This is a genomic window from Sinobacterium caligoides, assembly GCF_003752585.1.
In the GTDB taxonomy this organism is placed as follows: domain Bacteria; phylum Pseudomonadota; class Gammaproteobacteria; order Pseudomonadales; family Sinobacteriaceae; genus Sinobacterium; species Sinobacterium caligoides.
In genome coordinates, this window is sequence record NZ_RKHR01000004.1 from 276,284 (window position 1) to 300,380 (window position 24,097).

Annotated in this window: 18 protein-coding genes; 3 read left to right on the plus strand and 15 right to left on the minus strand. The window is 47.9% G+C overall.

The genetic code is table 11. The features are described 5' to 3' along the window. Positions 1–3 precede the first annotated feature (3 nt). The 12 genes from EDC56_RS07940 to EDC56_RS08000 all read right to left on the minus strand — a co-directional run bounded on the left by EDC56_RS07940 (position 4) and on the right by EDC56_RS08000 (position 17,032). Positions 4–2,097: a glycoside hydrolase family 2 TIM barrel-domain containing protein gene (locus EDC56_RS07940; protein WP_123712012.1), complete on the minus strand. Its 2,094-nt coding sequence runs from the start codon at positions 2,095–2,097 to the stop codon at positions 4–6. A 120-nt stretch (positions 2,098–2,217) separates the two neighbouring features. Continuing rightward, entirely contained in the window at positions 2,218–4,110 is a 1,893-nt protein-coding gene (locus EDC56_RS07945) for a metallophosphoesterase family protein (protein WP_123712013.1), read from the minus strand. A 147-nt stretch (positions 4,111–4,257) separates the two neighbouring features. Then, positions 4,258–7,740: an HzsA-related protein gene (locus EDC56_RS19585; protein ID WP_162844126.1), complete on the minus strand. Its 3,483-nt coding sequence runs from the start codon at positions 7,738–7,740 to the stop codon at positions 4,258–4,260. Positions 7,741–7,946: 206 nt separating this feature from the next. Beyond that, positions 7,947–8,861, minus strand: coding sequence for an AgmX/PglI C-terminal domain-containing protein (locus tag EDC56_RS07960; RefSeq protein ID WP_123712014.1), 915 nt, complete (start codon positions 8,859–8,861; stop codon positions 7,947–7,949). Between the two features lies 1 nt (position 8,862). Next, positions 8,863–9,387, minus strand: coding sequence for an ExbD/TolR family protein (locus EDC56_RS07965; protein ID WP_123712015.1), 525 nt, complete (start codon positions 9,385–9,387; stop codon positions 8,863–8,865). Positions 9,388–9,465: 78 nt separating this feature from the next. Next, positions 9,466–9,960, minus strand: a complete 495-nt coding sequence (locus EDC56_RS07970; RefSeq protein ID WP_123712016.1) for a biopolymer transporter ExbD — start codon at positions 9,958–9,960, stop codon at positions 9,466–9,468. 2 nt (positions 9,961–9,962) lie between these two features. Next, positions 9,963–10,649 carry a MotA/TolQ/ExbB proton channel family protein gene (locus EDC56_RS07975; RefSeq protein WP_245980666.1) on the minus strand — a complete coding sequence of 229 codons (687 nt, stop codon included), beginning with the start codon at positions 10,647–10,649 and terminating at the stop codon, positions 9,963–9,965. Between the two features lie 61 nt (positions 10,650–10,710). Then, positions 10,711–11,004: a hypothetical protein gene (locus tag EDC56_RS07980; RefSeq protein WP_245980667.1), complete on the minus strand. Its 294-nt coding sequence runs from the start codon at positions 11,002–11,004 to the stop codon at positions 10,711–10,713. Positions 11,005–11,006: 2 nt separating this feature from the next. Beyond that, positions 11,007–11,807: a tetratricopeptide repeat protein gene (locus EDC56_RS07985; RefSeq protein WP_148059354.1), complete on the minus strand. Its 801-nt coding sequence runs from the start codon at positions 11,805–11,807 to the stop codon at positions 11,007–11,009. Next, entirely contained in the window at positions 11,791–14,652 is a 2,862-nt protein-coding gene (locus EDC56_RS07990) for a tetratricopeptide repeat protein (protein ID WP_211333613.1), read from the minus strand. Before EDC56_RS07990 ends, EDC56_RS07985 begins: the two co-directional genes overlap by 17 nt. A gap of 32 nt (positions 14,653–14,684) precedes the next feature. Continuing rightward, positions 14,685–16,421 (minus strand): tetratricopeptide repeat protein, encoded by a 1,737-nt coding sequence (locus EDC56_RS07995; protein WP_245980668.1) that lies wholly within the window; start codon positions 16,419–16,421, stop codon positions 14,685–14,687. Positions 16,422–16,426: 5 nt separating this feature from the next. Continuing rightward, complete coding sequence (locus tag EDC56_RS08000; RefSeq protein WP_148059355.1) at positions 16,427–17,032, minus strand: AraC family transcriptional regulator; 606 nt, start codon at positions 17,030–17,032, stop codon at positions 16,427–16,429. Between the two features lie 339 nt (positions 17,033–17,371). Between EDC56_RS08000 and EDC56_RS08005 the strand changes: the two genes are divergently transcribed. Both EDC56_RS08005 and EDC56_RS08010 read left to right on the plus strand, forming a co-directional pair. Next, positions 17,372–18,010, plus strand: a complete 639-nt coding sequence (locus EDC56_RS08005; RefSeq protein WP_123712021.1) for an outer membrane beta-barrel domain-containing protein — start codon at positions 17,372–17,374, stop codon at positions 18,008–18,010. 107 nt (positions 18,011–18,117) lie between these two features. Further along, positions 18,118–19,023, plus strand: a complete 906-nt coding sequence (locus EDC56_RS08010; protein ID WP_123712022.1) for a fibro-slime domain-containing protein — start codon at positions 18,118–18,120, stop codon at positions 19,021–19,023. Positions 19,024–19,106: 83 nt separating this feature from the next. Here the strand turns inward: EDC56_RS08010 and EDC56_RS08015 are convergent, their stop codons facing one another. Continuing rightward, complete coding sequence (locus EDC56_RS08015; protein ID WP_123712023.1) at positions 19,107–19,733, minus strand: outer membrane beta-barrel domain-containing protein; 627 nt, start codon at positions 19,731–19,733, stop codon at positions 19,107–19,109. Further along, positions 19,703–20,494 carry an SH3 domain-containing protein gene (locus EDC56_RS08020; RefSeq protein WP_123712024.1) on the minus strand — a complete coding sequence of 264 codons (792 nt, stop codon included), beginning with the start codon at positions 20,492–20,494 and terminating at the stop codon, positions 19,703–19,705. The genes EDC56_RS08015 and EDC56_RS08020 overlap by 31 nt, the downstream gene beginning before the upstream one ends. Positions 20,495–21,113: 619 nt before the next feature. Here EDC56_RS08020 and EDC56_RS08025 point away from each other — a divergent pair. Continuing rightward, positions 21,114–22,058, plus strand: coding sequence for a DegV family protein (locus tag EDC56_RS08025; RefSeq protein WP_162844127.1), 945 nt, complete (start codon positions 21,114–21,116; stop codon positions 22,056–22,058). A 128-nt stretch (positions 22,059–22,186) separates the two neighbouring features. On the opposite strand, the gene EDC56_RS08030 is transcribed toward EDC56_RS08025, so the two are convergent. After that, a complete protein-coding gene (locus EDC56_RS08030; protein WP_123712026.1) occupies positions 22,187–23,434 on the minus strand; it encodes a magnesium transporter in 1,248 nt (415 codons plus the stop codon). Positions 23,435–24,097 lie beyond the last annotated feature (663 nt).

Genomic DNA, 24,097 nt, shown 5'->3' on the forward strand with positions numbered 1-24,097 from the left:
GGCTCATTGTATTTGGTAATTTTCAGCATGCTGGCGGTAATAGTCTGCCAGCAATTGAAAAGCTTGTTTCTCGCGGCCATCTTCTGAGAGCAAGCCTTTTCTGTTCCAATAGTCTTGTGTATCAGTATTCAAGCGATAAGGGGCTCGAAAATCTTTTAATACCCAGGGTGAGAGACCTCTCAAGGCCGAGCTATTCGCTAACATTTTCAACTGCTGAACATACACCTTAGATTGATACTCCTCGCTCCAAACCTCACCCTCCTTACTGTGCAAGCCTGGCTTTGCACCGGCGCCAAACTCACTGATTAAAAGAGGCTTATTAAAAGGCGTTACTATCGAAAACTTTTCCATACTCTCAAGCATTAACGCCCTCAGTTCAGCCTCACTGACCTCGAGACCATTCTCCCTCATCGCCTCCGCCATCGGCCCTGAGGGATACCAACCAAGGTATTCGTTATAACCCAATACGTCGACAACCTCACCCAACGGATCGGTTACTTCAATAACAACAGGCTCAGGGTCGATCAACATACCCAATAGTGAACTGCGTTGCGCGGCAATCAACTTTGCCAAGTAACGTCCTATATCCTCCATCGCACCAAAACCTAACAATGCCGCCGTCAGTAAACGCGTGTCATCAAGTGATCTAACATGCTTCGCCATGTCGAAAAAAAAGCGGTTTCTCGCCTCGCTTTCTGGCGTCTCATTACCCAGGCTCCACATGATGATCGCCGCTCTATTTTGGTCTCTGTCGATCATCTCGCGATACTGCCGCTTGGCACTGGCTAAGGTACAGGGGTTGGCAAAGTCGATATTGTGGTACACCGGCAGCTCAGACCAGAGCATAATGCCCGCCTTATCGGCGGCCCGAACAATATATTCATTGTGCGGATAGTGCGCCAGACGAAGAAAGTTAGCGTTAAGCTGCTGCACTCTCTTGATCACGGCATCGGCATCAGCCTGACTATTAGCGCGCCCCGGATGCAGCAGGGACTCTTCATGGTTCGATATACCATAGAGAAAGATTGACTGCCCATTCAGCAAAATATCTTCCCCTTGCGTCTTTATACTGCGAAATCCAATTTGATCATGTAGCACTTTTTCTGCGCCATACCGCCACCGTATATCATATAACCGCGGCGACTTGGGTGACCAAAAATCGACTGCTGCCTTAAAACGGAAGGCGGCATAACCGTTTTTGTTGGTACGTACAGTTTGCTCAATTTCCGCCTCTGCGATATTTAACACCACCTCTTTATTAGCTACGCTATCACCCGCCAACTGCAGCCAGCCTTCGATCATCGAGGAGTCGTTCGATGCCAACTGTAATTTATAATTACTTATATAAGTCTTTTCTGTCTCGACCAATAAGACGTCACGCGTGATGCCTCCGTAGTTCATCCAATCATTATATTCCGTCGGTACCTCACTCGGCCCACTCATACTATCGACTTTAACCACGAGCGTATTACGACCACTCAATAAGTAATCGCTGATATCGGTATTAAAAGGGGTGAAACCGCCACGGTGACGCACTAATAAGCGACCGTTGAGATACACATCGGCAGAGAAGTTCACCGCACCAAAATAGAGGTGGACACGCTTGTCGGCCGGCGGCTGGTAATCAAACTCTCGCTGATACCAAACAACACCTCGGTACCAAAATAACGCCTCTTGCTGGGTATTCCAGTCACCGGGAACTTGTAAACGATAACGGTCACTAAACTGGTATTCTAACAACTCATTCTTCGCCGCCTGACGGTTTTCACCGACACCTCCGTACAGTAATGGACTAGCATCGCCAACGGCAAGCTGATCGATGATATAGCGCCAAGATCCATTTAACGATACTGTTTTTCGGTTGGTGATATTCACCAGCAAAGCTTCCGCAGGCTTAATCGGCTGCAGGTTCAGCGGTGTAAACAGTGGGTTTTCATCGTTGACAACATCATCGACCACGGAGCAATCAGCCACCGTATCCTGCAGTAATGATGAGTCGGCCGAAAGGGCTTTCGGATCACTATCACAGCCGGCCAAAATTAATGTGCAGAGCAGCGTTAGGCACACTGCCCAGCAGTAATTCACTGTTATCTTCATTGTTCAACCTATTATTTTTATTAATATCCATTACCAACATGCTAACGCAAACCGTAGGGCTTCGTCGCGATATTAAATTAACAATAAGAAATAACAGGGAACTTTAAAGCCTCGGCCTTATTACCGAAAATGAACCCGTTTGCCATCGGCGCAGAGCAGCAGCGTCTGCTCGGGCTCTCCAGCATCGTTCAGTTCCAATAGGCCGATGCCGCTAGCATTATACAACCTTGCTGTATCCTGCTGATCGACGCGACGCGCTTTAATACGCATTCGCCGACGCTTGGTCAGCCAATTCAAGGGCGAATAACGGCCATAAAGATAGCGGTTCAATTCCGCCAAACAGTGCAATAGCTTACTCGGAAATTGGTTTTTAATTCCGCTACAGGTTATCTGAAATATCTTTGAGCTATTGCGTCTAAATCGATGCGTCACTTCGTAGACAAAGGAGTAATGCACATCACCAGAAAGAATAATAAAATTAGGCGGTGTTCTATAGTGACGGAAAATATTCAACATCACATTCGCGGTACCTGAATGCGCCATCCAGTTTTCCGCATCCACTAACAACGGTTTACCAAAGAAGGTGAAAATACGCTGTATCGTCTCGATCACCTTCACCCCATAAATCGGTGCCGGTGAAACCATGATAACGCTGGGCTGGTCGATCAACTCCTGCTGTAACTCACTCAGTGACTCCCAGTCCATTAAGCCTGAGGGCTTGTTCGCCCTGCTCTCGGAGCGCCAGCGCTGCGTACGCGTATCGAGCACCACCAACTTGGGCGTGGTCGCTAAACTATAATGCCACTGATCCCAATCCAACAGCTGGTCAATGAGATCATCCTGGCTGTCACAGCCGAGCACGCTAAAATGCTCCTCGACCTTACTACCCAACGATTTCAGCTTATCAGGCGCGTTGCCCCAGCCCTGGCAAAGGAAGTAACCAATTAACGCATTACCCAAGATCCGCTTAGAAAATGCATTGCCATAAGCGGTTTCCTCCCAACCACGGGTTAAATTCCAATCGTCGGTAATATCATGGTCATCAAAGATCATATACACGGGCAGATGCGCCATCGCGCGGCGTACCGAGGCAAGTCCTGCCACAAAGTCCTCAACAACCCGGCGCTCGGCCGAATACTTTTGTACTAATACCGGTTCTGCTATCGATGGCATCGACAGCGATACCTGCCGCCATAGTGTTGGTGACCAGACCAACAGGTACATCGCCATCACCTCGGCCAGTGTAACCAGATGATTTCCTGCATCATCACTGGTAAAGATTGGCTTTTTGCTGGCGGCAAAAAGCTTGTCATAAATCGCCTCGCCAGCCCTATCGTGCGGCAACAACTGTTCACGATGGTAGTAACAAAAGGGGCTCTGATATAACGACTGACTGTCATCAACCAGGGCGCCTTGCAAGTTTTCATCAAATAACCCAAGTAGCTCGATGACCTGATGGATAGCCACCAACACCGGTCCCGCTACATCGTCAGCATAGATCTGATCACCCGACATCATCAACAGCGACGGACGTTGCTCAGCGGTAAAAGCCTCTGTCGCCAGCAGTTTATCAACCTGACAAAGCCCATCGGCACTATCAAAATGCGGCTTGCGGCAAGAACCGTGTAACAGCTTATCCAACTTGCGGTTAATCACCAGGCTCGGCAGTGACTCATCCGCGTACAATAACCCCTCCACTTCATCGACGACCGATACCTCGCCTTCCTCTTTTACTAGCCGTAGGTCATAGTAGATTAACTCCCCCTCAGGTAGCGGCGATTGAAAGTTTATCGAGAGTAGATTGACAAAAGCATGGTGACCAATCGCTACTTGCCGATGCTCATCTTCGTCGAGAGAACGTTCGACAATCAATTCATGATTACGATTAAACAAACACAGCACGACCGGACATCGGCTTGTCGTCACCAACCAGAAGTTAAGCTGACGGGAGTCAACATGGCGGACAATGGGGCCAGCAACAATCAGTGGAAGCGTCGAGTTATTTATGACCAATACTCCTGGGGCATTTTAACTAGCATTATTAATGCCTGTTATATGGCCTAGCTGAGCATTTATCAAGCCCACCAAGTGAGTATGGTAAGCAAACACTGACGAACCTCAAACTTGCTTAAGGCTCATCACTTACCGCCTCGCTTGCGCTTAGTGCTTTACTGAGCCGCTATCGAGCCACTCGGCAATAAGCTTGCGCTCAACGGGGCTCAACATATGCCGATGATCCACCTTTGCGTCAAGATCGACAGGTTTAAAGAACCATGCATCATCGAAGGGGTCATTATCAAACATCTCGAAGAAGTTCGCCGACTCGATGGCCCCACGCTGGCTCATCAAGTAGTAATCGTAACAACTAAAGCAATCCTCTGAGGGCGCAGTAACAAAAGGTGATTCAATAATTCGCCGGCAGCTACTTCCTCCCACTTGCTCAAACTCACCACCTAAAAAGCGATAGCTGCTACGAATTTCAAACAGCGCAGTATAGGCGCCGTTGAGACTGCCTGTAACATTGCTCGATAAATCGAGCCCTGTTGAGCCACCATTATCATGGCAACTCACACAGCTAAAGCCATCACTGGTGCGCCCCGGCACCTCCCACAATGGTTGGATATGATCGATATAATTAATATCGGCGACACAGTCCTCCCGCCAATTTTTTGCACACTTCCGGCTCACCGGTATCGGTGTATTCAAGTCAGTATAAACATAACTCAGCGGCATTCCCTCGTTGTTAGGTTCACTCCAACGGTCGCGATAATCGATGTCGATCGTCACCGCTTTGGCGCCGCCGTCATGGGCAGCTCGCGCCTTAGCCTGTGTGTCTCCGACTAGCTGAGGCAGAATAATACCGTTGGTGCCTGCAAACGCTGTCAGTTTCGCCGGTGCGCCAAGGTTTGCCGATACCACCTCATTAATAGTGCCATGTGGGTTATCACTCCCCTCTTCATGGCAGCCATGGCACCGCATCGATTCGCCTTTCTCTACGCGCAACACACCGGGATGCCGCTGTAGGTAACTCAGCTCATCGCCCGGCTTAAGTTTCGCCTCTTTCATATCAACATTGACAAACTGAAAGCTGAACGCCGTATCCGCTGGCACTCGGAACATCGCCGAGCCATCGGGCTCAATCTGGCTATAACCGATCAGCTCAGGCTCATCCCCCGGTGTAGTCACCCGCACAAAACGGCGCTGGCGATCATCCATATTCGGTGTGGCTGCCAATGTGGCGATGCCTCCACGACTGAGCGTTTGATCGACGCCGTCTAAATCATAAATACTGAGGATATGAACGGCACCGTAATCACCGTCTATCGGGTCAACCGGATCGACGGGATCAACGGGATCAACGGGATCAACAGGATCGACGGGATCGACGGGATCAACAGGATCAACAGGATCGACGGGATCAACGGGGTCAACGGGGTCAACGGGGTCAACGGGGTCGACTGGGTCAACAGGATCAACAGGATCGACAGGGTCGACAGGGTCGACAGGATCTACAGGATCTACAGGATCTACAGGATCGACAGGATCTACAGGGTCGACAGGATCTACAGGATCTACAGGATCGACAGGATCTACAGGATCTACAGGATCGACAGGGTCGACAGGATCTACAGGATCAACTGGGTCAACGGGATCGACAGGATCAACTGGGTCAACTGGGTCAACTGGGTCAACTGGGTCAACTGGGTCGACAGGATCAACTGGGTCAACTGGGTCAACTGGGTCAACTGGGTCAACTGGGTCGACAGGATCTACAGGATCAACTGGGTCAACTGGGTCAACTGGGTCAACTGGGTCGACAGGATCTACAGGATCAACTGGGGCAACTGGGTCAACTGGGTCAACTGGGTCAACTGGGTCGACAGGATCAACTGGGTCAACTGGGTCAACTGGGTCAACTGGATCAACCGGATCGACAGGATCAACCGGATCGACGGGATCCACAGGATCGACGGGATCTACAGGATCTACAGGATCTACAGGATCGACGGGGTCAACCGGATCTACAGGGTCTACAGGACCGATAGGATCAACTGGGTTTATCGGGTCAGGCTTCACAGGTTGGTGCGGATCATTACAGATCACACCATTGCTGCCGCCCTCATTACTATAGTGAGGACTGTATACCGTGTAGGGAAAATCGAGGGCCGGTTTAGCGCGTGCCATACGCACCTCGGAGTAGACCACTTGTTGCTGTGGCTGCACGATTGGCAAGCGACTGTCTTCCTCCGGGTTATAAACCCAGAGTCCATAACGCCCCTCCGCTTGCTGTGCAGCTGTAGCATCATCACAAAAAGCACTCACCTCGCCGTCAGACTGCAGGCACTGTGCCCAAGAGACCACAAGACGGCCTGAGTCATCCCAATACGGTGCCGCCGCACTGTACCAGCCTGCCTGAGAAACTTGCTGGGGATACAACAACGACTTCCCCCCTGAAATAGAACGCGGAGAAAGGCTGGAGTAGATACTGCTATCATCAGGATGCTGCGGAGCAAACAACTCGATCAAATCGCCACCGAGAAAAGGGTTATCCCGATGCTTGATCAACGCCGCAAGGCGGCCATTCTCTAGCTGCACTAAGTCGGTAATATCAATAAAAGCGGCCTCGGAATCCTCTAACGACACCCGCTCATAGAGCTGTTCTAACTGACTGCCATCGTCAGTCATTTGCAACAGCGTGTAATGATTCGTTGCCAGCGCTGGGCCGACTTCTGTTTGCTGAGTATAGGCACACTTTTCTAGGTCTCCCCAGGACTGTGGCTTGTCCAGGTTCACGGCTTGCACACTACGCTGCACAGACTCTAGGTCAGCCAGCATATTTTCATCTTCACAGTATGACAGCAGCTGATAGCTTCTTGACCAGCGCAAAAAGGCTACCTTATCAGTACCGATCGTCGTCAACTGTGTGTCATGATTAACGCCAAAAGTGAGCTGGACGATATCCGTCCCCTGCGCCGTCATCTGATGAATCAGCGAGGGTGATTCACTTGGCCCTACCTGTATGCAGTCCTCCTCAAGTATCAGTTGCTGCTCTCTCTCAACCCGCGCCGGGTTGCCGGCAGCACGATTAGAGGAGAAAAGAATAGAGCCATCATGCGCAAACACTGGGCTGGTATCCTCGAAAGCATTAGCCGTTTTATCGTCGGCAATGATCCGACGTATGGCATGAGTAGCAAAGTCATAGAGATAGATATTCCAACTATTATCTGTTGGCGAGTCACTCGGGCCATGCGCAGAAAATAGTAGCTGAGCACCATCGGCGGACAAGCTGAGGTCTTTGACATCGTAGGCTGCACCGTGAAAATAATCCGCCAGCAAATCCGTCGTATCGGCGTCAGACTGCACCCCCGAACGCAACATCAAACGGCTGCCGAGCATGTAGTGATAAGGTGAGCTGGGCTCTAGTGGATTAACGTTTGCAGCCTTCAATGCCGAGCGCTGCACAATTTCTTGCTGATACTCGGCTACTGGACTCTCGATAAAGACAAGTGAAGAGCGGCTAGCAACCCCCTCACCCTCCTCAATCTCATCAACTTCACTTTTACCTTCGCCGCCGCCACCGCCACAAGCACTAACAACCCCTGCTAACATCAATGATGCAATTAGCCTATATACATTAGCCATCGCTAAGCCTGCCATCCAATATTTTATTTTAGTGATCGTAATGATGCTGAGTTATCAATGCGTAATATAGCTATAAAGTCACAAACACAGCGTCATAAAAAAAATACACAACTTTTTTTCAAAAGCTGTGCACTAGGCAACCTAAAGATATAGATTGCCGCAAACTGATAGTGAGAACTGACGCAGCCTAGAGCATGGCTATGCCGTTAGCTGGGAAGAAAAACAAACTTATATTGCACCGGAGTTGCCGAAACGTCGGCTGCACCAAAGTGAATACTGGCAATCTTGGCGAGAATTTTTTTCTCTAACTCTGCCATGCCCAGCTCACTACTCACCAGTTTTAACCTTGAAATACTGCCATCCGGCTCTATCACTAACTTAAAGGTAAACTTACCGTTTAGCTCTGGAAAGCGACGCAAGGCCTCCGTATAGAGCGCATAGACACTTGCTTTACGATGCTCAAAAGTACGACGGATACTCTCCATATCACGCTTACCCGCCTGAAACGATGAGTGACCTCGCTTTTGTGCCGTCGAATTACCAGCGCTGGCCAAGCCTTCTACGGCTTGCGGGTTATAGACGGCGAGTCCTGTCCCATCATCTGACATAGCAGCTGCATCAACCACAATGCCACCGCTACGCTGAATGGCACTATCACTCCCTAAGCTCGAACGTTCACTATAAGCTGCTTGGCCCTGGGTATTTATAGCGAGATTTTTATTCTGCATTTTCTTCATATCTATGCCGCCACGCAACGCATTCAGCTGATTACTGAGTGCCGCCAGTGACTGAGTACTACTCTGCTGAGAGGCAGCCTTCTGCTTGCCCTGGCTCTGTTTCGTCCTCACCTTGGGCTTCGGTGGAGGAGGCGGCGGCGGTGGCTGAACCTCTTCAATGGGTTCAAGAATCAACTGCGTTTTCACCACCTCATCAACGCTATCTACCTCCTCATTTTCAAACACAGGTAGCCACGGCAACGCAAGGAAGAAAATGAGTAAAGGGGCAATAAAGCGCTTCAATAACCGCTGAAAACGCTCCTCCTGTTGACGGTCATCATGCCATGCAAGGGAAAGATCCAAGCAAAAGGCACGTGAAAAATCCTGTTCTATAGCAATACTCATACTAGCCCCCTACCACACTCGTTGAAATACCCGATGAGGCTATCACCGGCGCACTCACCTGATTCACGGCCAGAGAAATATTACGATAATTCTGCTGATTACACGTTGTCATGACCGTTTTTAATAACGCATAGGGCACCGACTTATCCCCCATTATCGTTACATCATAACCGCGTGCTCGCTGCTCCTCGGCTAATTCACCCAGTTCCTCGGCATGCTTTTTCAAAACGTCTGACAAGGCCTCGATGGTATTGTGTTTATCCGCGACAACATCGTCTAAATCTATCACTGCTTCATTACCAAACAATATCTGCCGATCGGAGATAGTAATAATGCTGTCGCCGTGAACATCAGTATTCGTACTAGAGTCTGGCAAGGTAATAAATTTTGCCTGCTCTAAATTCTGGCTCTCACCACTGTTTAATAATAAGAAAAACACTAATATGGTAAAGATATCCATCAACGACACTAGATTTAACTTACTATCGAAATAACTTCTTTTTTCTCTTGCTGTGATAAGTGACATAGTTAACTCATATTCGCCAGTTGGCCGTTATCAGGCCGATTAAGTTTAAGCTCGCCAAAGCTCCCTAGCTAAGAGGCGCTACAAATTGGCCAGTGATATCTCTGGAAACAACTCAACCTCTACCAAACTTGCTGACAGCACAGTTTTATAAGACTTTACGGTATCCATCGTGCTCACTAAGGTCTGATAACTGACGCTGGGCGATGATTTAATAATGACATCTCGACGCTCTTGCAACTGAAGTTTCATCCCCTGCAAAATACTTGACAGCATTGCGTAATCATAACTCTCACCGGCTTCCAAATGTTGTAACGGTACCGCTTTAATTAAGGTATTACCCGGGTAGTAGACTTTAAAGCCTTCTCCATCAACCTCAACCTCAAGCTGTGACTGTGCGCGCTCGCTGCTGGACATGCCGCCGGTTAGTTCCGGCAACTGAATATCATGCACCGTCACCTTGGTGAAAGTCAGGCTAAGCAATAACACGGGAACCAAGACAATCATTAGGTTCATGAAGGAGGTGATATCAAGCTCCGCCTCATCCACCTTTTTCGCTCTACGCATTAAGGCCATTGTTAACTTCCTGCCAGCAGTTCATCATCTGCTGAACGAGCCAGACCCGCTTCAATCGCGCGGTTCAACGTCATTACGTTTAAAAACTTGATGGCAGACATTTCAATACCAGTCACAATCGCGTTAGCACGATTTTGCAACACTGCATGCAAGACCAGCAGTGGAATTGCCGCAATCAAACCAAAGGCGGTCGTATTCATTGCCACCGAGATTGAGAGTGATAACAGTGCCGACTTCTCTGATGGATCGGCACTCGCCACCGCGGTAAAAGCGGCAATCAGTCCAACGATAGTACCCAGCAAGCCTAATAGTGTCGCGATATTCGCCAACACAGAAAGGTAACCCGTACGTTTTTCCAGGTTAGGGATCGCCTCTAAAATACCTTCACTCATTGCGTTTTCAATATCGCCACGCTGCTTTGACACTTTCATCATGTCGAGGCCGCAACCAATGATACGCGTTACCGGCACATTATTATCGCGAGCAAAGAGCTGCATCTTCTCTAGGTCGTTGGTTCTTAGCAGCGGTAAAAAATTATCGAAAGCATTCACATTTCTTCTTTTCTGCAGCGCAAGATACATCCAGCGCTCAACACTAATAACTAAGCCAATAACGAGTACAAGGCCAATTGGGTAGATAAAAAAACCACCATCTTGGAAAAACTTAACGACTGTGCTGTAAACATCCATCAGGGTACACCTTTATTTAAAATAATTTGTTAAAAAATAATTGTGAAAGTCTTTTCGCTAGCTATTTAGCTGGCTCTACGGGGCTTTCCAACGACATTTCATCGTAGATTCTCATTGACCGTAACATCACGTCACGATCCACAGGAGAAAGACTTTCATCGTGCTTCCCCTCCATATTCCAGTGCAACTTATCCGGGGCGCCCAAGCCCTGCCAGGGTATGAAATAACTGACTGTTGGCTGCTCTTTATCACCGATAAAGCTCGATTCCAGCATGATAGGTTCATCATCGGAGTGGGCAGAAACTGCGATTAAAGCCGACGGCAGTAGTAATAAAGCTAAAAATATCTTCATCATCGCTACTCCAAGCCTGCCACAGTAGTGTCGATCACAGCAGGTAAAGCCTTACCTGTCAGCACGACAGCCTGACCAGTACGTTGCTGTAGATCAGCCAACCAAGCAACCACCCTCTCATCGGCCTCTACCGATAAAAATAAGTAGGCCTCCATATGACGCTGCGCCCTCAGAGGTAGATTCAGATACTGGTCATAGAGAATCGCTAAGTTGAGGTGGGCCTCGGGAAAATCTCGCCACAGTTTCAGCGCTGTGACATAACTATTCTGCGCCGCTAGGAAGTGCCCCTGTTGGCGCTGCACCTTAGCCAAGCCAATATAGGCATTAACATTGCCCTTATTAACAGCTAGCGCGGCCTGATAGTGCTGCTCTGCCAGTACCCATTGACCGGCCCTGCGGTCTATATCGGCCATCAGTACCCAGGGACCAGAAAGGCTAGGATCCTGCTCCGTCAACTGCTTAAGAAAGCCCCTCGCCTGCTCTGGCTGATCCTTTCTCAAAGCACGTCGCGCCTGAATAAATAGCTCGATAGAAGGCTTTGCAATCACCCCTTGTAAGGTCAGATAGGGATTCGCCATCGCTGTATAGACATCATTCTTGCCAGCTTTGGGTATATATTGCTTACTCGGCTCCAATGTCGCATTCTGTTCTTGCACTACCGGCTGATCGACCGACACCGTAATAGCAACATCCGTCTCCAACGGTGAGTGGTTAGCCTGCTGTTTTATCACGGCAGGTGTTGCCACACAGCCTGAAACTAGGGCCACAAGCACTGTAGAAAGTAATTTTTTATCGAATCTGATCACCGTAACCGACCTCCAATTCTGTTTTTCCAAAACGATTAGGATTACGCACTGCCATCGCTTGATAGCTACGGTCTATCCATTCGTTGAATACCCCGGACCAGGCGCGGGATATATTGCCCATATGTAGCTCTTCCGCCAAATGATCGAATGGCTGTGCCTGCTGCTCGATAATGCCGTTATAAACACGCATATCCTGAGCGCTTAACTTTGGTTTTGGTGCCTGCCGTAACTCTTGAGCAAATTTCTGATAAAGCTCCGCCAACTTAAAGCTGGACTGAGTAGAAAATAGCAGCACACCGTAATCTGCTGCCTGTTGATAGCGTTGTGTAGCACTTTGTAGGGACTCATTTTTGCGAGGTAAACTCGCCTCTAGTGGCTGTCGTAGGCGCCTTTGCGAAAACTCCCAGGCGAAGTAATCACCGTATTCAACACAGGCCCAGGCGCCTAGCCAACGACTTCTGTCGGTGCGCAGGTTACCGCCCTTGCGATCGCCATCAATAACCCTGCGTAACCAATAAAGATGCTTAATTTTATCACCGACTTTTTTATAACTGGTTGCTAGGTGATAGCGCGCCTCCATCCGTGTCTCAAATGGCTTTTCGTACGCGTGTGCATAACGCTTGAACAACGTAATGGCCGTCTGATAATCACCGCTATCCTCATACAACTTGGCGGCAATAAACAGCGCTTCACGCCTAACCTCTGCATCGGCATCTTGCTTGCTTAGTCTTAGGTAGCTGCTAGCAGCTTCACTGCTGCTGCCACTCTTCTCATAAGCGTAGGCGAGCTTGCGAGGGAACTCAGTCGCCAACTCGTGTCGAGGGAACTCATCGCTAAGCTGTCGGAGCAGCTCTATTGCCTGTGGCCACTGGGCCTGAGCCAACAACATCGTTGCCGCATCATACTGCGCCACCACACGCACAGAGCTAGTAGGTGCTAACTGACGGATGCTCAGCAACAACTCCAGCGCCGCATCATCGTTGTGCTCACTCTGCTGTTGTTCCGCCTGCTTGTAAACAACCGTTGCTAAACGCTCTGTGACACGCTGATACTGTTCACTGCCAGGCGTAAGCATGTCACGCTGCAGCTGATAGTGAGTACTCGCCTTAGGATAATCATGTAATTGGAAGTAACAGTGCGCGGCAATGCCATAAGCCGTCTGTTGTAACGCATTATCGGTGGCCGTATTGCTATTGAGTAACGAGGCTGTCACATCTAGGGCTCGCTGATACTCATTTAAGGCAAAGAGTAATTCAGCCGCGTTAGTCAGCACGGCAGCAGATCGCTGATCACCGGGGAAGGTTTCGGCAAAACGCAACATACTACTCACCGCCGCCGCCTGTGCTCGCTTTCCTTTTCGAGAATCAGCGCCTAGGGCCTCAACATTCTTTTGGTGGGCAATAATCGCAGCATAACCAGCGTTAGCGGCATACTCACCGCGAGCATCACTCTTATTTTCATCTTCGGGTCGCTCATAGGCAACCTGTTCGTAATGACTGATCGCTTTTTCGTACTGCCCTGCCGAGAAGTAAGTTTCCGCGGTCAAGAAGGTAAACTCGGCGACTTTCTCCCCTGCGGGATAATCATCAATATAGCGCTGATAAAAGCTCGCGGCGGCTGCAAAAGCCTCTACCGCCCGCTGCTCGGTTTGTCGATATTGCTTGCTATCGGTCTTGTTTGCTGCAGTTAACTTCTCCAGTTCTGCTAACTGCGTCTGGCCATCGGCATGGTAACTTGTTGCTAACTGTTCGATATAATCGGCAATATTGCTGTTGATCTTCGCGGCGAAAGCGGTATTACCGGTAACATCATAAGAGGAGCCAACACCATAGTAATCTATGTAATTCGCCTTCTCTAACAATGCCTGCTGAGGAAAGCCTGCGGCAATATAAGTCGCTATTAATTGTTCGTGTAACTCTGGTGCTTTCGTCGTCTTGCGATAATGATCAATATAACGGCGTAACGTTGCCGCTGAGTCCTCAAAACGCTCCTTCTCTAGGAAGTATTCCCCTAGATCCTGATAGATCATCCAGACATAGTCTTGCTTAGCGAGGCCGGGTACATCATCGATAGCCTCACTGCCACCCAACTGCGCTAAGGCCAACGTCATCGAATGGATGGTATCTTTCAACAGTGCCTCATCGGCCTTGCTGGCAACATCACCGTTGCCCTGTAGCACTGCTTTTAACACCACATAGAAAGCGTTAATTGACTCTGTGTAAGCCCCCTGCTTATACAGTGACCAACCCAGCATATAGTGGGCGTTAGCGGCGAGCTTTAGGTCTTCACCTAGCGTCACCTTACGATAGAAGGCCTCCGCCTGACGGTAGTCTTGATCGTTAAAATAAATATCACCTAACCGGAAGTAGGCCTCGGCATTATAGCTAAATGCAGGATGCTTGGTGGTAAGGCGTAGCAGCATATCTCTCGCCTTATACGCATTCCCGTCCATATCATAAGCCTTCGCAAGCTGGTACAAAACCTCAGCGTTATCCGGCGAGTTGGGGTATTTTTCCAGCACCTGTTGATAAGATAGAATCGCTTCTTGGTAATAACTCTTATGCTGACCTGCCGTTACCGCTTGTTGATGAGAGCCTTCGAGCATATAGACATCAGCAATCCGGCGCTCTATTTGTTCTTTCAACTCCTCGTCTTGAAACAGGTCGAGTAACTGTTGATACTCCTCTCTCACCTGGCCGTGATTGAGCTGCTGAAAAGTGATTGGCTGCTCTTTTTCAGCCTTATAATCCAACCCTGCCAGTGTTCCGCCACCACTACAGCCCGCCAAAGCCGAGACAACGGCAACCGCTAATAGGCCTCTATAACTGAATCGATGATTTATCATGCTCAAGGTTCTGGATGTGTAAAGCTGTTTCATTAAGGCTGCTCCCCATTACGCTGCTTTGCCTGATCCAGTGTCATCAACGTGGTATCAAACAATCTTGCCTTCGCTAACCGAGCCTGAGCCCAGTAGTAATTCATACGCTCCTCATGCTTGCTTAGCTCCGCATCGACAAGACCTCTCATCACTGGCTCTAAGTAGGCGATATAATCATTGGTACGCCCGAGTAGGCGCTCTATTTGCCGATGTGTTTGCTCTACTTGCTGCTTCGCACCTGCCGGCTGCAAATAAGGCTTTTTAACCTCTGACAAATGTTTCAAACGATCAGTAAGTAGTGTCATTTCACTATCGACACTCTGCTCTAGAGCGGCAAAACGTCGCTGCTGCTCAGGCTGGAAACTCAGGCTATAAAGGTGTAACTCAGCAAACTGATCCTGCAATTGATCTGTCAGCGCCTCCCCTTGTTCGACAACCTGAGCAATGGATTTATAGGCCTGTAAAGAAGCCTTATTGTTAACCACTAGACGATGCTGTTGACGCTGGCTATGCCAGTAATAAAGGTTATTCTGTATGGCATAAAGATCGGCCAACTCACGCAGTGTTTCCTGAAAAGCATTGCTCGCCATTAAATCAATCAGAAAAGGTGTTAGCTTTTTATAATCCACCGATGGTTGCGACCCGTACCAATCTGACTCATCCATAATCGCTTTGAGGTTAGTCACAAATTCACGGGGAACGTCTTGCCCTGCAATCACCGCCCTAGCCTGTTTCACCATGGCAATACCACGTTCAAACTCCTGCTCCGCAAGGAGGTAGTGCTTTAACGCGCGGCGCGGCGCTTGCTGCTGCTCAAACAAGTAACCGAGTAAAACCTTGGCCTCTTGTACCTCGGCAATAGCAATAGAACGACGGTCAAGCGCCATCAAACCAGCAATGGCGTGCTTAAAGTCTTTTCGTTTAATTGCCGTCCAGGCGTAGCTCAATAAGCCGCGATTGGAGTAGAGGCCAGTGGTACGAATATTTTGTAACGCCAGCCAAGCGCCGCTGAAACTTCCCTGCTGAATGGAGACCTGGGCTATTGCATGTTTCGCTCTATCCGCTAATACCAGTAGCTCATCGCTTTGACCGGAGTAGGCGGCCACAGTCATAAGTTTCTGTAACCCAGCTTCTTGCTCACCCTGCTTGAGTTGCGCTATCGCCAAATTAAATAATAAATAGGGGTAAAACGGCGTCCCCTGCAAGCTCGACTGCAATAACGACTCAGCGGCTACAAGATGCTGTCCCGAAATATTAAGCAGGCTCGCTAGGTAGTGATATTCTGGATGCAGATCTGCCGGTATCTCGCCCTGTACTCGCAACAGCGACGCCAAGGCCTGCTGTGTGTTGCCCTTGTGATATTGCAACTTTGCTAAATAATACCAGGCTCGATTAGCAGTAGATTCTGGCTGTGTCGACGCCAACACCTGATCAAACAAAAGTGCCGACTCACGTGGTAGACCATACGACAACAACATCCCACCTTCGAGTACACGTCCCTCGGCGGAAGTCGCCATGGTGTTGTTCTTACTCGCCACGAAACGCTGACTCACCAATGCGTTGAAGTAATCCTGGCTATAGTAGTCAAACAACACTTCGCCGTAATCCAGTTGCTGACTACGAGGCACCGCAAGCTCACCAGCTACAGCCAGCGGCAACCACACAGCAAGCGTGAGCATGACAGCCATCAGTAACTTTCGCATAACAACCAACAGGGAGGGCAATATTAATAACATACTTATTACCATTGCCGCAGGGCAAATATCGGCTCTTGTATATTCGCATCATCGGCAATAGATATTTCTAGATACTGACCTGCTGGCGACTTCTCAAACTCAAGACTTTTCGCTCTTTTATAGGCGCGCCCGTCAGGTCCAACACCGGTAAAGAAAGCAGTAGCGCTGTGCTTGCCCTGATTAAGATTCGTCACATAGAGCTTCTGTATACCGCCCCGACTAAGCGCCATACGTTGTTTTTCTGAATACAAGTGCGTTGTCACTAATTTTCCGTCTATTTTAAGCTTCACGCTTTCAATCTTAAAATATTCACCGCCAGAAATAGACAAAAACACTGAGTACTTTGTCGTCGTAGGAAATAGAATCCTCTCCTCCATGAGGCGAACATCTTTATTTAAATCTATCACCTCATCTTTTAGCCCTTGAATATCCTCAGATAGTTTTTTAATCGCTACTCGAGCATCCAGCTCAACGCTCTGCACCTTCTCCTTACCAAACTGAAGAGCATCACCATCATCAGACCAACACAATGACGGCAGAAAAAAACAAGCAATTAAAAAACCACCAAGACACAGCCTTAGTAGCATTAACAAGGGAGTTACACCAGACATACCACGCCATCCAAGATCATAATTTGCAACGAGGATTTTCCACAAAACCAACGAAGTTAGATTTATTATTTTCTAATTATGCAAAAAACAAACAGCCCAGTGTTAGAAAACACTGCGTTTTACCAACCTGCTCACAATAAAAACAAAAACAATCAGCCAAAGCATCGACGACGACACAGTTTCGGAATTATATCGCCCACAACAATAGCGACAAGAGCAAAACAGCTTGTTTAGTGAACGAGTTATCAATATCTCTCACTACCAGTTCGCTGAGAAAAAACATTTAACCCTCTACAATGTCTTCATCAAAATTATAAGCACCTCCTGGACAATATAATAATGAACTGTCGCCGCTTTACGCCCGCACTATTTCTAATGCTAACTAGCACCTACTGCATCGCCGAGGAAGGCATAAAAGAGCAAACTATTACCATTATCGAGCCCAAGGAAAGAACACCAAACAAACGAGCTGCCGCCATTGATAGCGAACAATTTGAGTTCGGCATAAGCGTCGGCGCACAATCGGTCGAAGATTTCAGCCCTGCTATCTCTTACGGCCTTAACTTTAGCTACCACCTAACTGATAAAATAATCACTCAGCTAAACTTTTCTCGCGCAAACATCAGCAAAGCTGACTTCGAGACAAACCTCGACAGGGACTTCCTCGAAAAAAAGGATCGAGACTTTCAACAAGCCAGCCTACTAGGCGGCTACAAAATTTTGCCTGGACGCAGCTATCTAAGCAGCAACTACAAATTCAACTCCGCTATCTACCTGCTTGCTGGCGCAAGCTTTGTAGAGTTTGCAGGAGATAAAGGCACTGCAGCCGTGGTAGGCGGAAGTTATCGTCTAGTGCTAACAGACAGCATTACCAGTAGCCTCGACCTAAAAGACTACATCTACGAGCGCAATTTCTTATCAGAGAAAAAACTGAGCCACAATATCGAAGCCAGTATAACAATCAACGCACTTTTTTAGACAGTCAACACTCCGAGTTAGACGACCCAACACAGAACTTTAGCCGATCTAACCAAGCATTTTAGATAGCCAAAATAAAGACGCTCTAGTAAAGTAAGGACGGAACGATGTTTTTATGTAACAAAAAAACGCCCAACGACGATAGATTAACAGCGAGACGAAACGCAGCGCTACTGCTATTTAGCACTCTCGCAAGCCTGCATAGCCCACTTCTCTTTGCTGAAGATGATTTCGGCGAGGCCTGCGAATGCAAATTTAACCACAGCGGCACCAGGACTATTCCAGTAATCATACGTGACTTTAAAAGCTCACATCCTGACTTTGAAACCAACACCGTGATGGATGTAGGTATCGTTGAACCTATTCTTGGTGCCGACGGGCGGCCGATCTACGGTCAACACGGCCCCAACGGCACCGCCACCACCTCCGGAAAAGCTAACTTCGATCAGTGGTACCGCAACAGCGAAGGCATCAATATAGCCGTCCCCCTTTCCATAGAGCTAACTGAAGTATCAACCAATAAATGGCAATACAGTAACTCGTCCTTTTTTCCTATCGACAACGCCGGCTGGAATGCTCCCGATCTAAAAACTAACAACGACGACAACACAAGAAGACAAAACTCCCGCAGAGGCGGCTGGTGGGACTGGCTAAAACCCGACCCCAACAATAACAACAAGCCAGTCGATCCGTCAGACGACCCGATTATCATCGATAACGGCCACAACTATCACTTCACACTTGAGACTCACCTGAAGTTTGACTACAACGGAGGGGAGGTTTTTACTTTCACCGGCGATGACGACCTGTGGGTTTACATCAACGGCGTTCTTGCTATTGATATTGGCGGCATTCACTCCGCCATAAGCCGTACCATTGATTTCGATGAGATGGCCGACGAACTGGGCATCGAAGTAGGAAATAGCTACAGCTTCGACCTATTCTTTGCCGAACGGCATACCACAGAGTCTAACTTCAAGTTCCAAACTAGCCTCAACCTGCAGTGCCTTTAAGCTTAAAGGCGCTTACAGCGATACATAAAACGCGGTAACAGAGAGTCTCTCCGCTACCGCCATGATCACCGCAGAAAAACGTACTAAAACAGATAACTCAAGCCCAACGTCAATTGCATATTATGCTTGAGATCATCCTCCTCCAATAGATCTGAACGATAGAGCCTATCACGCCAATCCAAGCGAACAATATAGCGCCGCACCAACTCTATTTGATAGCCGACACCATAACTGTAAGTGAAATTGGCCTCCCCACCAAACTCACTGTTACCGACACCGGTCAATAGATAGAGCGCGCTCAGGCTTGCGTAATCGTCAGTAACAAAGACCTCACCCTGCAACAGCTTATAGCCCAACAAAAAATCATAATAGTAATAATCACGATCATCATTGACAAACAGAGCCCCCTGACTTTCCTCATAGGATGACAGCTCAACATCGGCAGCGATCGCAGCATTGAACTGTAAAAAAAAGTCTTCCGAGGCCTGAAAGTTAGCCGATAGGCCTGTTAGCCATGCACTCGACGCATTATCAATATTAACCACACCACCGACAACACCAATATCAAACAACTCTTTATCGATATTTGATGGGGTGATTTCGTCACTATCACCAAAGGACAAGGCACTCGCGATACCCGCAGACACTGAGGGTACAGAGGAGAAACCAAGACAAGCCGTTAAAAGAAAGAGTTGAAACCTATTTTCCATGATTCTAAATCCATCGCTTCTGAATCTTCAAATGAGTACCAACGATACTCGGCTCTTATTAGAAAGTTACGCCCTAGATAGTAGTTTGCACCGATACCATAGAGCGCGTAGCGCCCATTATCAGTTAACAGCGGCGTCAATTTCGGCTGTTCTTGCAACCTCATCTCACCGTAGCCCGCAATCAAAAGCGGCGAAAAACGCCATACAGAAAAAGGCTCTAGCAACAAAGAACCATGATAGTAATCACCCTCGACGTCAGCGTTAAACAACTTCCCCCACTCGATCTCTGCAGCCAACCAGTCCATGGCACGATAACCCGCGACAACACCAAAGCTATCGGCAGCATCCAACTTCCCTTTGCTGAGCTGGCCAGCATTAAAGCCTATTCTCAGACGATTTTGTAAGTAATCACCATAACTAACGGTCGGAAGGTCTACCGGCTCCCCTGTCGACTGTAAAGTCCTCGATAACTCTCTAGCACTAATCCAACCATGGCGACCACCGGCATCTCGCACCTCATACCAATCAGGCCGTCTCGTCAACACCTGCACCGTCTCTCCCTGCTCAATCACATTGATAACAGGAAAAGCCTCTGCCGGACCGGTATGCACATCAGCATAAGCATCGATCACCTCCAACAGAAGAAAGGATTCTGCCGACGAACTGCTCAACGAATTGTCCTGCAACACTTCTTGAGCCGTTGCGACAACGGGTAACACAGACAACAGTGCCGCTACCAGCACACGCTTTTCTAACATCATAAGTAAGTATCGGGTAAATTTATTATATAGAGAGAGGTAAAAAGCAAGGCCAAATAGACAAAGCTTTTACTCTTCATAATTTTTATATTAATCGACAATTATAAAGACAAAAAAAATAACTTCAGAAAATGATGGCATTTCTGTGAGAGAGAACCTAACAAAACGAGACCTATCACTCGTTACACAAAATTGGCGAGGAGGTCAGCCCCCTCAATCTACAGAAAGAACATAGGACAGCTCAACCAACACAGAGACAACCCAAAAATACGACTGACCAATCGCCTTTTATTACCCCTCTAACAATCAGTTTCTAAAGTCGAGCGAACAGCCAACAACTGCCACACCTCCCGAAATTAGTCACTTAATGGAGACCTTTCCTCACTGTGAGGCGACTATTTTTGAATAATAGGGACAGCTTGGTAACAGTTGTTACCTATCTGCACGACAAAACCCTCCCCAAGCCACCCTACGCACACTTATCAAAACAATATCGTGAACCAGTACTATTTTTTGACAGAAGACGATAATTGACGCAACATGACATTCATAAGAAAAAAAATACTTCTCTCGTTAGTTATGAAAAATAACGATAAGAATGGAAATCGACAGGGGGTTATGTATGAGTGCAGTACTTGTAGTTGATGCGGGTTGCGATCTACCTAAAAGCTATCTCGACGAGAATAACATTCAAGTTTTACCCATTACCGTGCTCATTGACGGCAAAGAATTTGTAGACAATAAGGACCCAGAAGTACTAAAGAATTTTTTCTCTGAAAAACTGACCAGCCGCGACAGGAAGGGCTACAGCGTCGCCTGGGACAGCGACGAGATGAGCCAGTTCGTACTCGAAAAGCTTGTTCCAAAACATGACTTTGCACTCGTAGAAACCATAACAAAAAGTCGCAGTCCTCTATTTGACAATGCTCGAGAGGCATCTTTTAAAGTGCTTGGTGCATATAAGAACCACCAACCTGATCGACGCATCCCCTCTTTCGCCATGCGCGTCATTAATACTGGCACCCTCTTTGCTGGCCAGGGCTTACTCGCAGTAAAGACCAACCAGCTGATCAAGAGCGGCGTCACCAAGTGTGAGCTAAGACGTAGCGTCGATAAATTTAAAGAGCAGGTTTACAGCTACGCCGTACCACCCGATGTCGCCTATCTGCGTAGCCGAATTAAACTGCGTGGAGACACCAGTATCAGCTGGGCAGCAGCGACGATCGGCAAGGCCCTACATGTCACTCCTATTCTCTGTGGCCGTGAAGATGATACCTTCCCTGTCGCGAAAGTACGCGGACACGCCAAGGCCATCAACCTCATGTTTGACGTCGCCTGTAAACGGATACGCGAAGACAGCCTAACAATGAACACCGTCGTATTAAGCATCGCCGATGAAATCGAGAAACTCGAACAGTTTGAAGGTTACGCTCGCCTCAAGTCCTGCTGTGAACAACATGACGTCGAACTGATCACCTGCATGATGGGGCTTACCGGCTGCGTTAATTTGGGCCCTGGCACCATTAGCATATCAGTCGCCTGTGAAAAGGCACCTCACGAAGAATAACCGGCGGCTGAATACCTCATAGATATTATCGTTAGGCCGATGAAGCAATAATCGCACCACTCAAAGCTCAGTATTGAGCGGCGCGATTAGTCTTTTGTTGTCACGAGTCTCGCGCAACCCATCTCTTTTCAAGCCAGTCCGAGCAACACTGTGGTGCAGTAGAAGTAAATCAACATGCCGCTGATATCGACAATAGTCGTTATGGCTGGGCTTGCCACTACGGCTGGGTCTTTATTGCAGTACTTGGCTAAAATCGGCAAAGAAGCCCCTATCACCGTCGAGCTCACCACCTGAAAAAATAATGATATCGCAATAGCGAAGCCAAGCTGACCAAGCGTTAAGCCCATTGGCAACTCGACGCCATATGAGAGGAGAGTTACCTTAGCCATCGTTGCTACAGCTAACCCCAAGCCAATTAACAACGACACTCGAAACTCTTTCCACACGACCACAAGCCAATCCGATGTTTTAACATTGCCGAGCGCCAGCGCCCGGACCACCACCGTAGCAGCCTGGCTGCCAGCATTGCCCCCTGTATCCGCCACCATCGGCAGATACAGCGCAAGAATTGTCAGGGCGGCAATAGCATCTTCGTAACTTTGAATTATCATGCCAGAAATAATCCCGACAGCCGCCAAGCCAATAATCCATAAAATACGCCCGCGAACATGCGCCAACACCGAGGTTTCGAGGTAGCCTCGTAGATCACTCCCGCCTTGCCGCTCCCCCCTCAACAACGCCTCGCCCTCACTCTGCCCCTGCAGCCTAATAGCAACAGCATCCCTGTACTCCAGTATCGCCGCAGGCTGACCGACAGAGTTAACAACAACCAAATAATCAACATCTTGCTTGAGCAGCATCGAGACTGCCTTTTTGCAATCAAGGCTTGCTTCACAACTCAAGGAAGGCTCTAGAATATCACTAAGTGACTGCTGCTCATCAGCCATCATCAAACCATTTAGCGTCACTACACCCTCGTATTGCTTATCATCATTAAGAACAAAAACGACATTTTTGCGGGCATCTCGATTCATTCTAAAGTAACGCAGCACATCAACCACTTTGTCGTCGGCACAGAACGATACAGGTACCACAGGTGAAGCCATCTCGATAACAGGAGCGCTCATCGCTTCCAGTATTTCTATCTCCCGATATAACGATGGCGGCAAAAGGGATAATAAGCTGATCTTTAACTTCTCTGAGATACTGTTGAAATACTGATAAGACTCCTGCAGTGAGCAATTATCAAACCACTGTTTTATTCCAGAATGATTTCTTGAAACAATTAATTCCGAGAAACGATCAACGTCCTTATCGGGGAAAATATTGCCTAGCGGGAGGTAAATACTATTATCTTTCAACTCTAAATTTTTCATACAACTTACCCTCAAACCATTTAAACGGTTCGATAAAATAAAAACTATAATAAGTTTTTAACTTGTAACTAACGGAAAGATCGAATCTATCAATATTATTAATCGACAGAAAAGCATCAGTCCACATGTGGGCACATTGGGCGATCAGCGAATTGGCACATGTATATTAAGCTATATGCGCGACACAGAATCAGTAAGAAACATTTGTTTCAACGACTTAACAACAAGTTAAACCTGATCAACATGCAGATGTTAAAGTTGATAAAAAAGAGAGAGAAAAGGCAGGAGGGGGAACAGCTTTAGGAAAGTGTTTTTTTAACAGAAGCCCTCACTTTCACCACTCTAACTTTATCAACAAACTACTTCGACTATCTTCATCCATTGTTATTCTCCTAGAAATTTCGTTAGCGAATATTTTACAGACAAAGCAAAATACATTGCAATATTTACTTCTCAAATATGACTAACAACAAAATATAATCAAGCACGCACAATGAGTCCCACCAGCCTCCCCCTCCCTCTAACACCTCACTTACCGCCTTAGCCAACAAGCCTGTCTGCTCACAAATAAAACGACTAAAACATTACACCCACTAGGCAGCACGCCAAGCATGCTCTACGCTTAAAAAAAATGACAGCGCAGCCTTATTGCCGACTTAACAC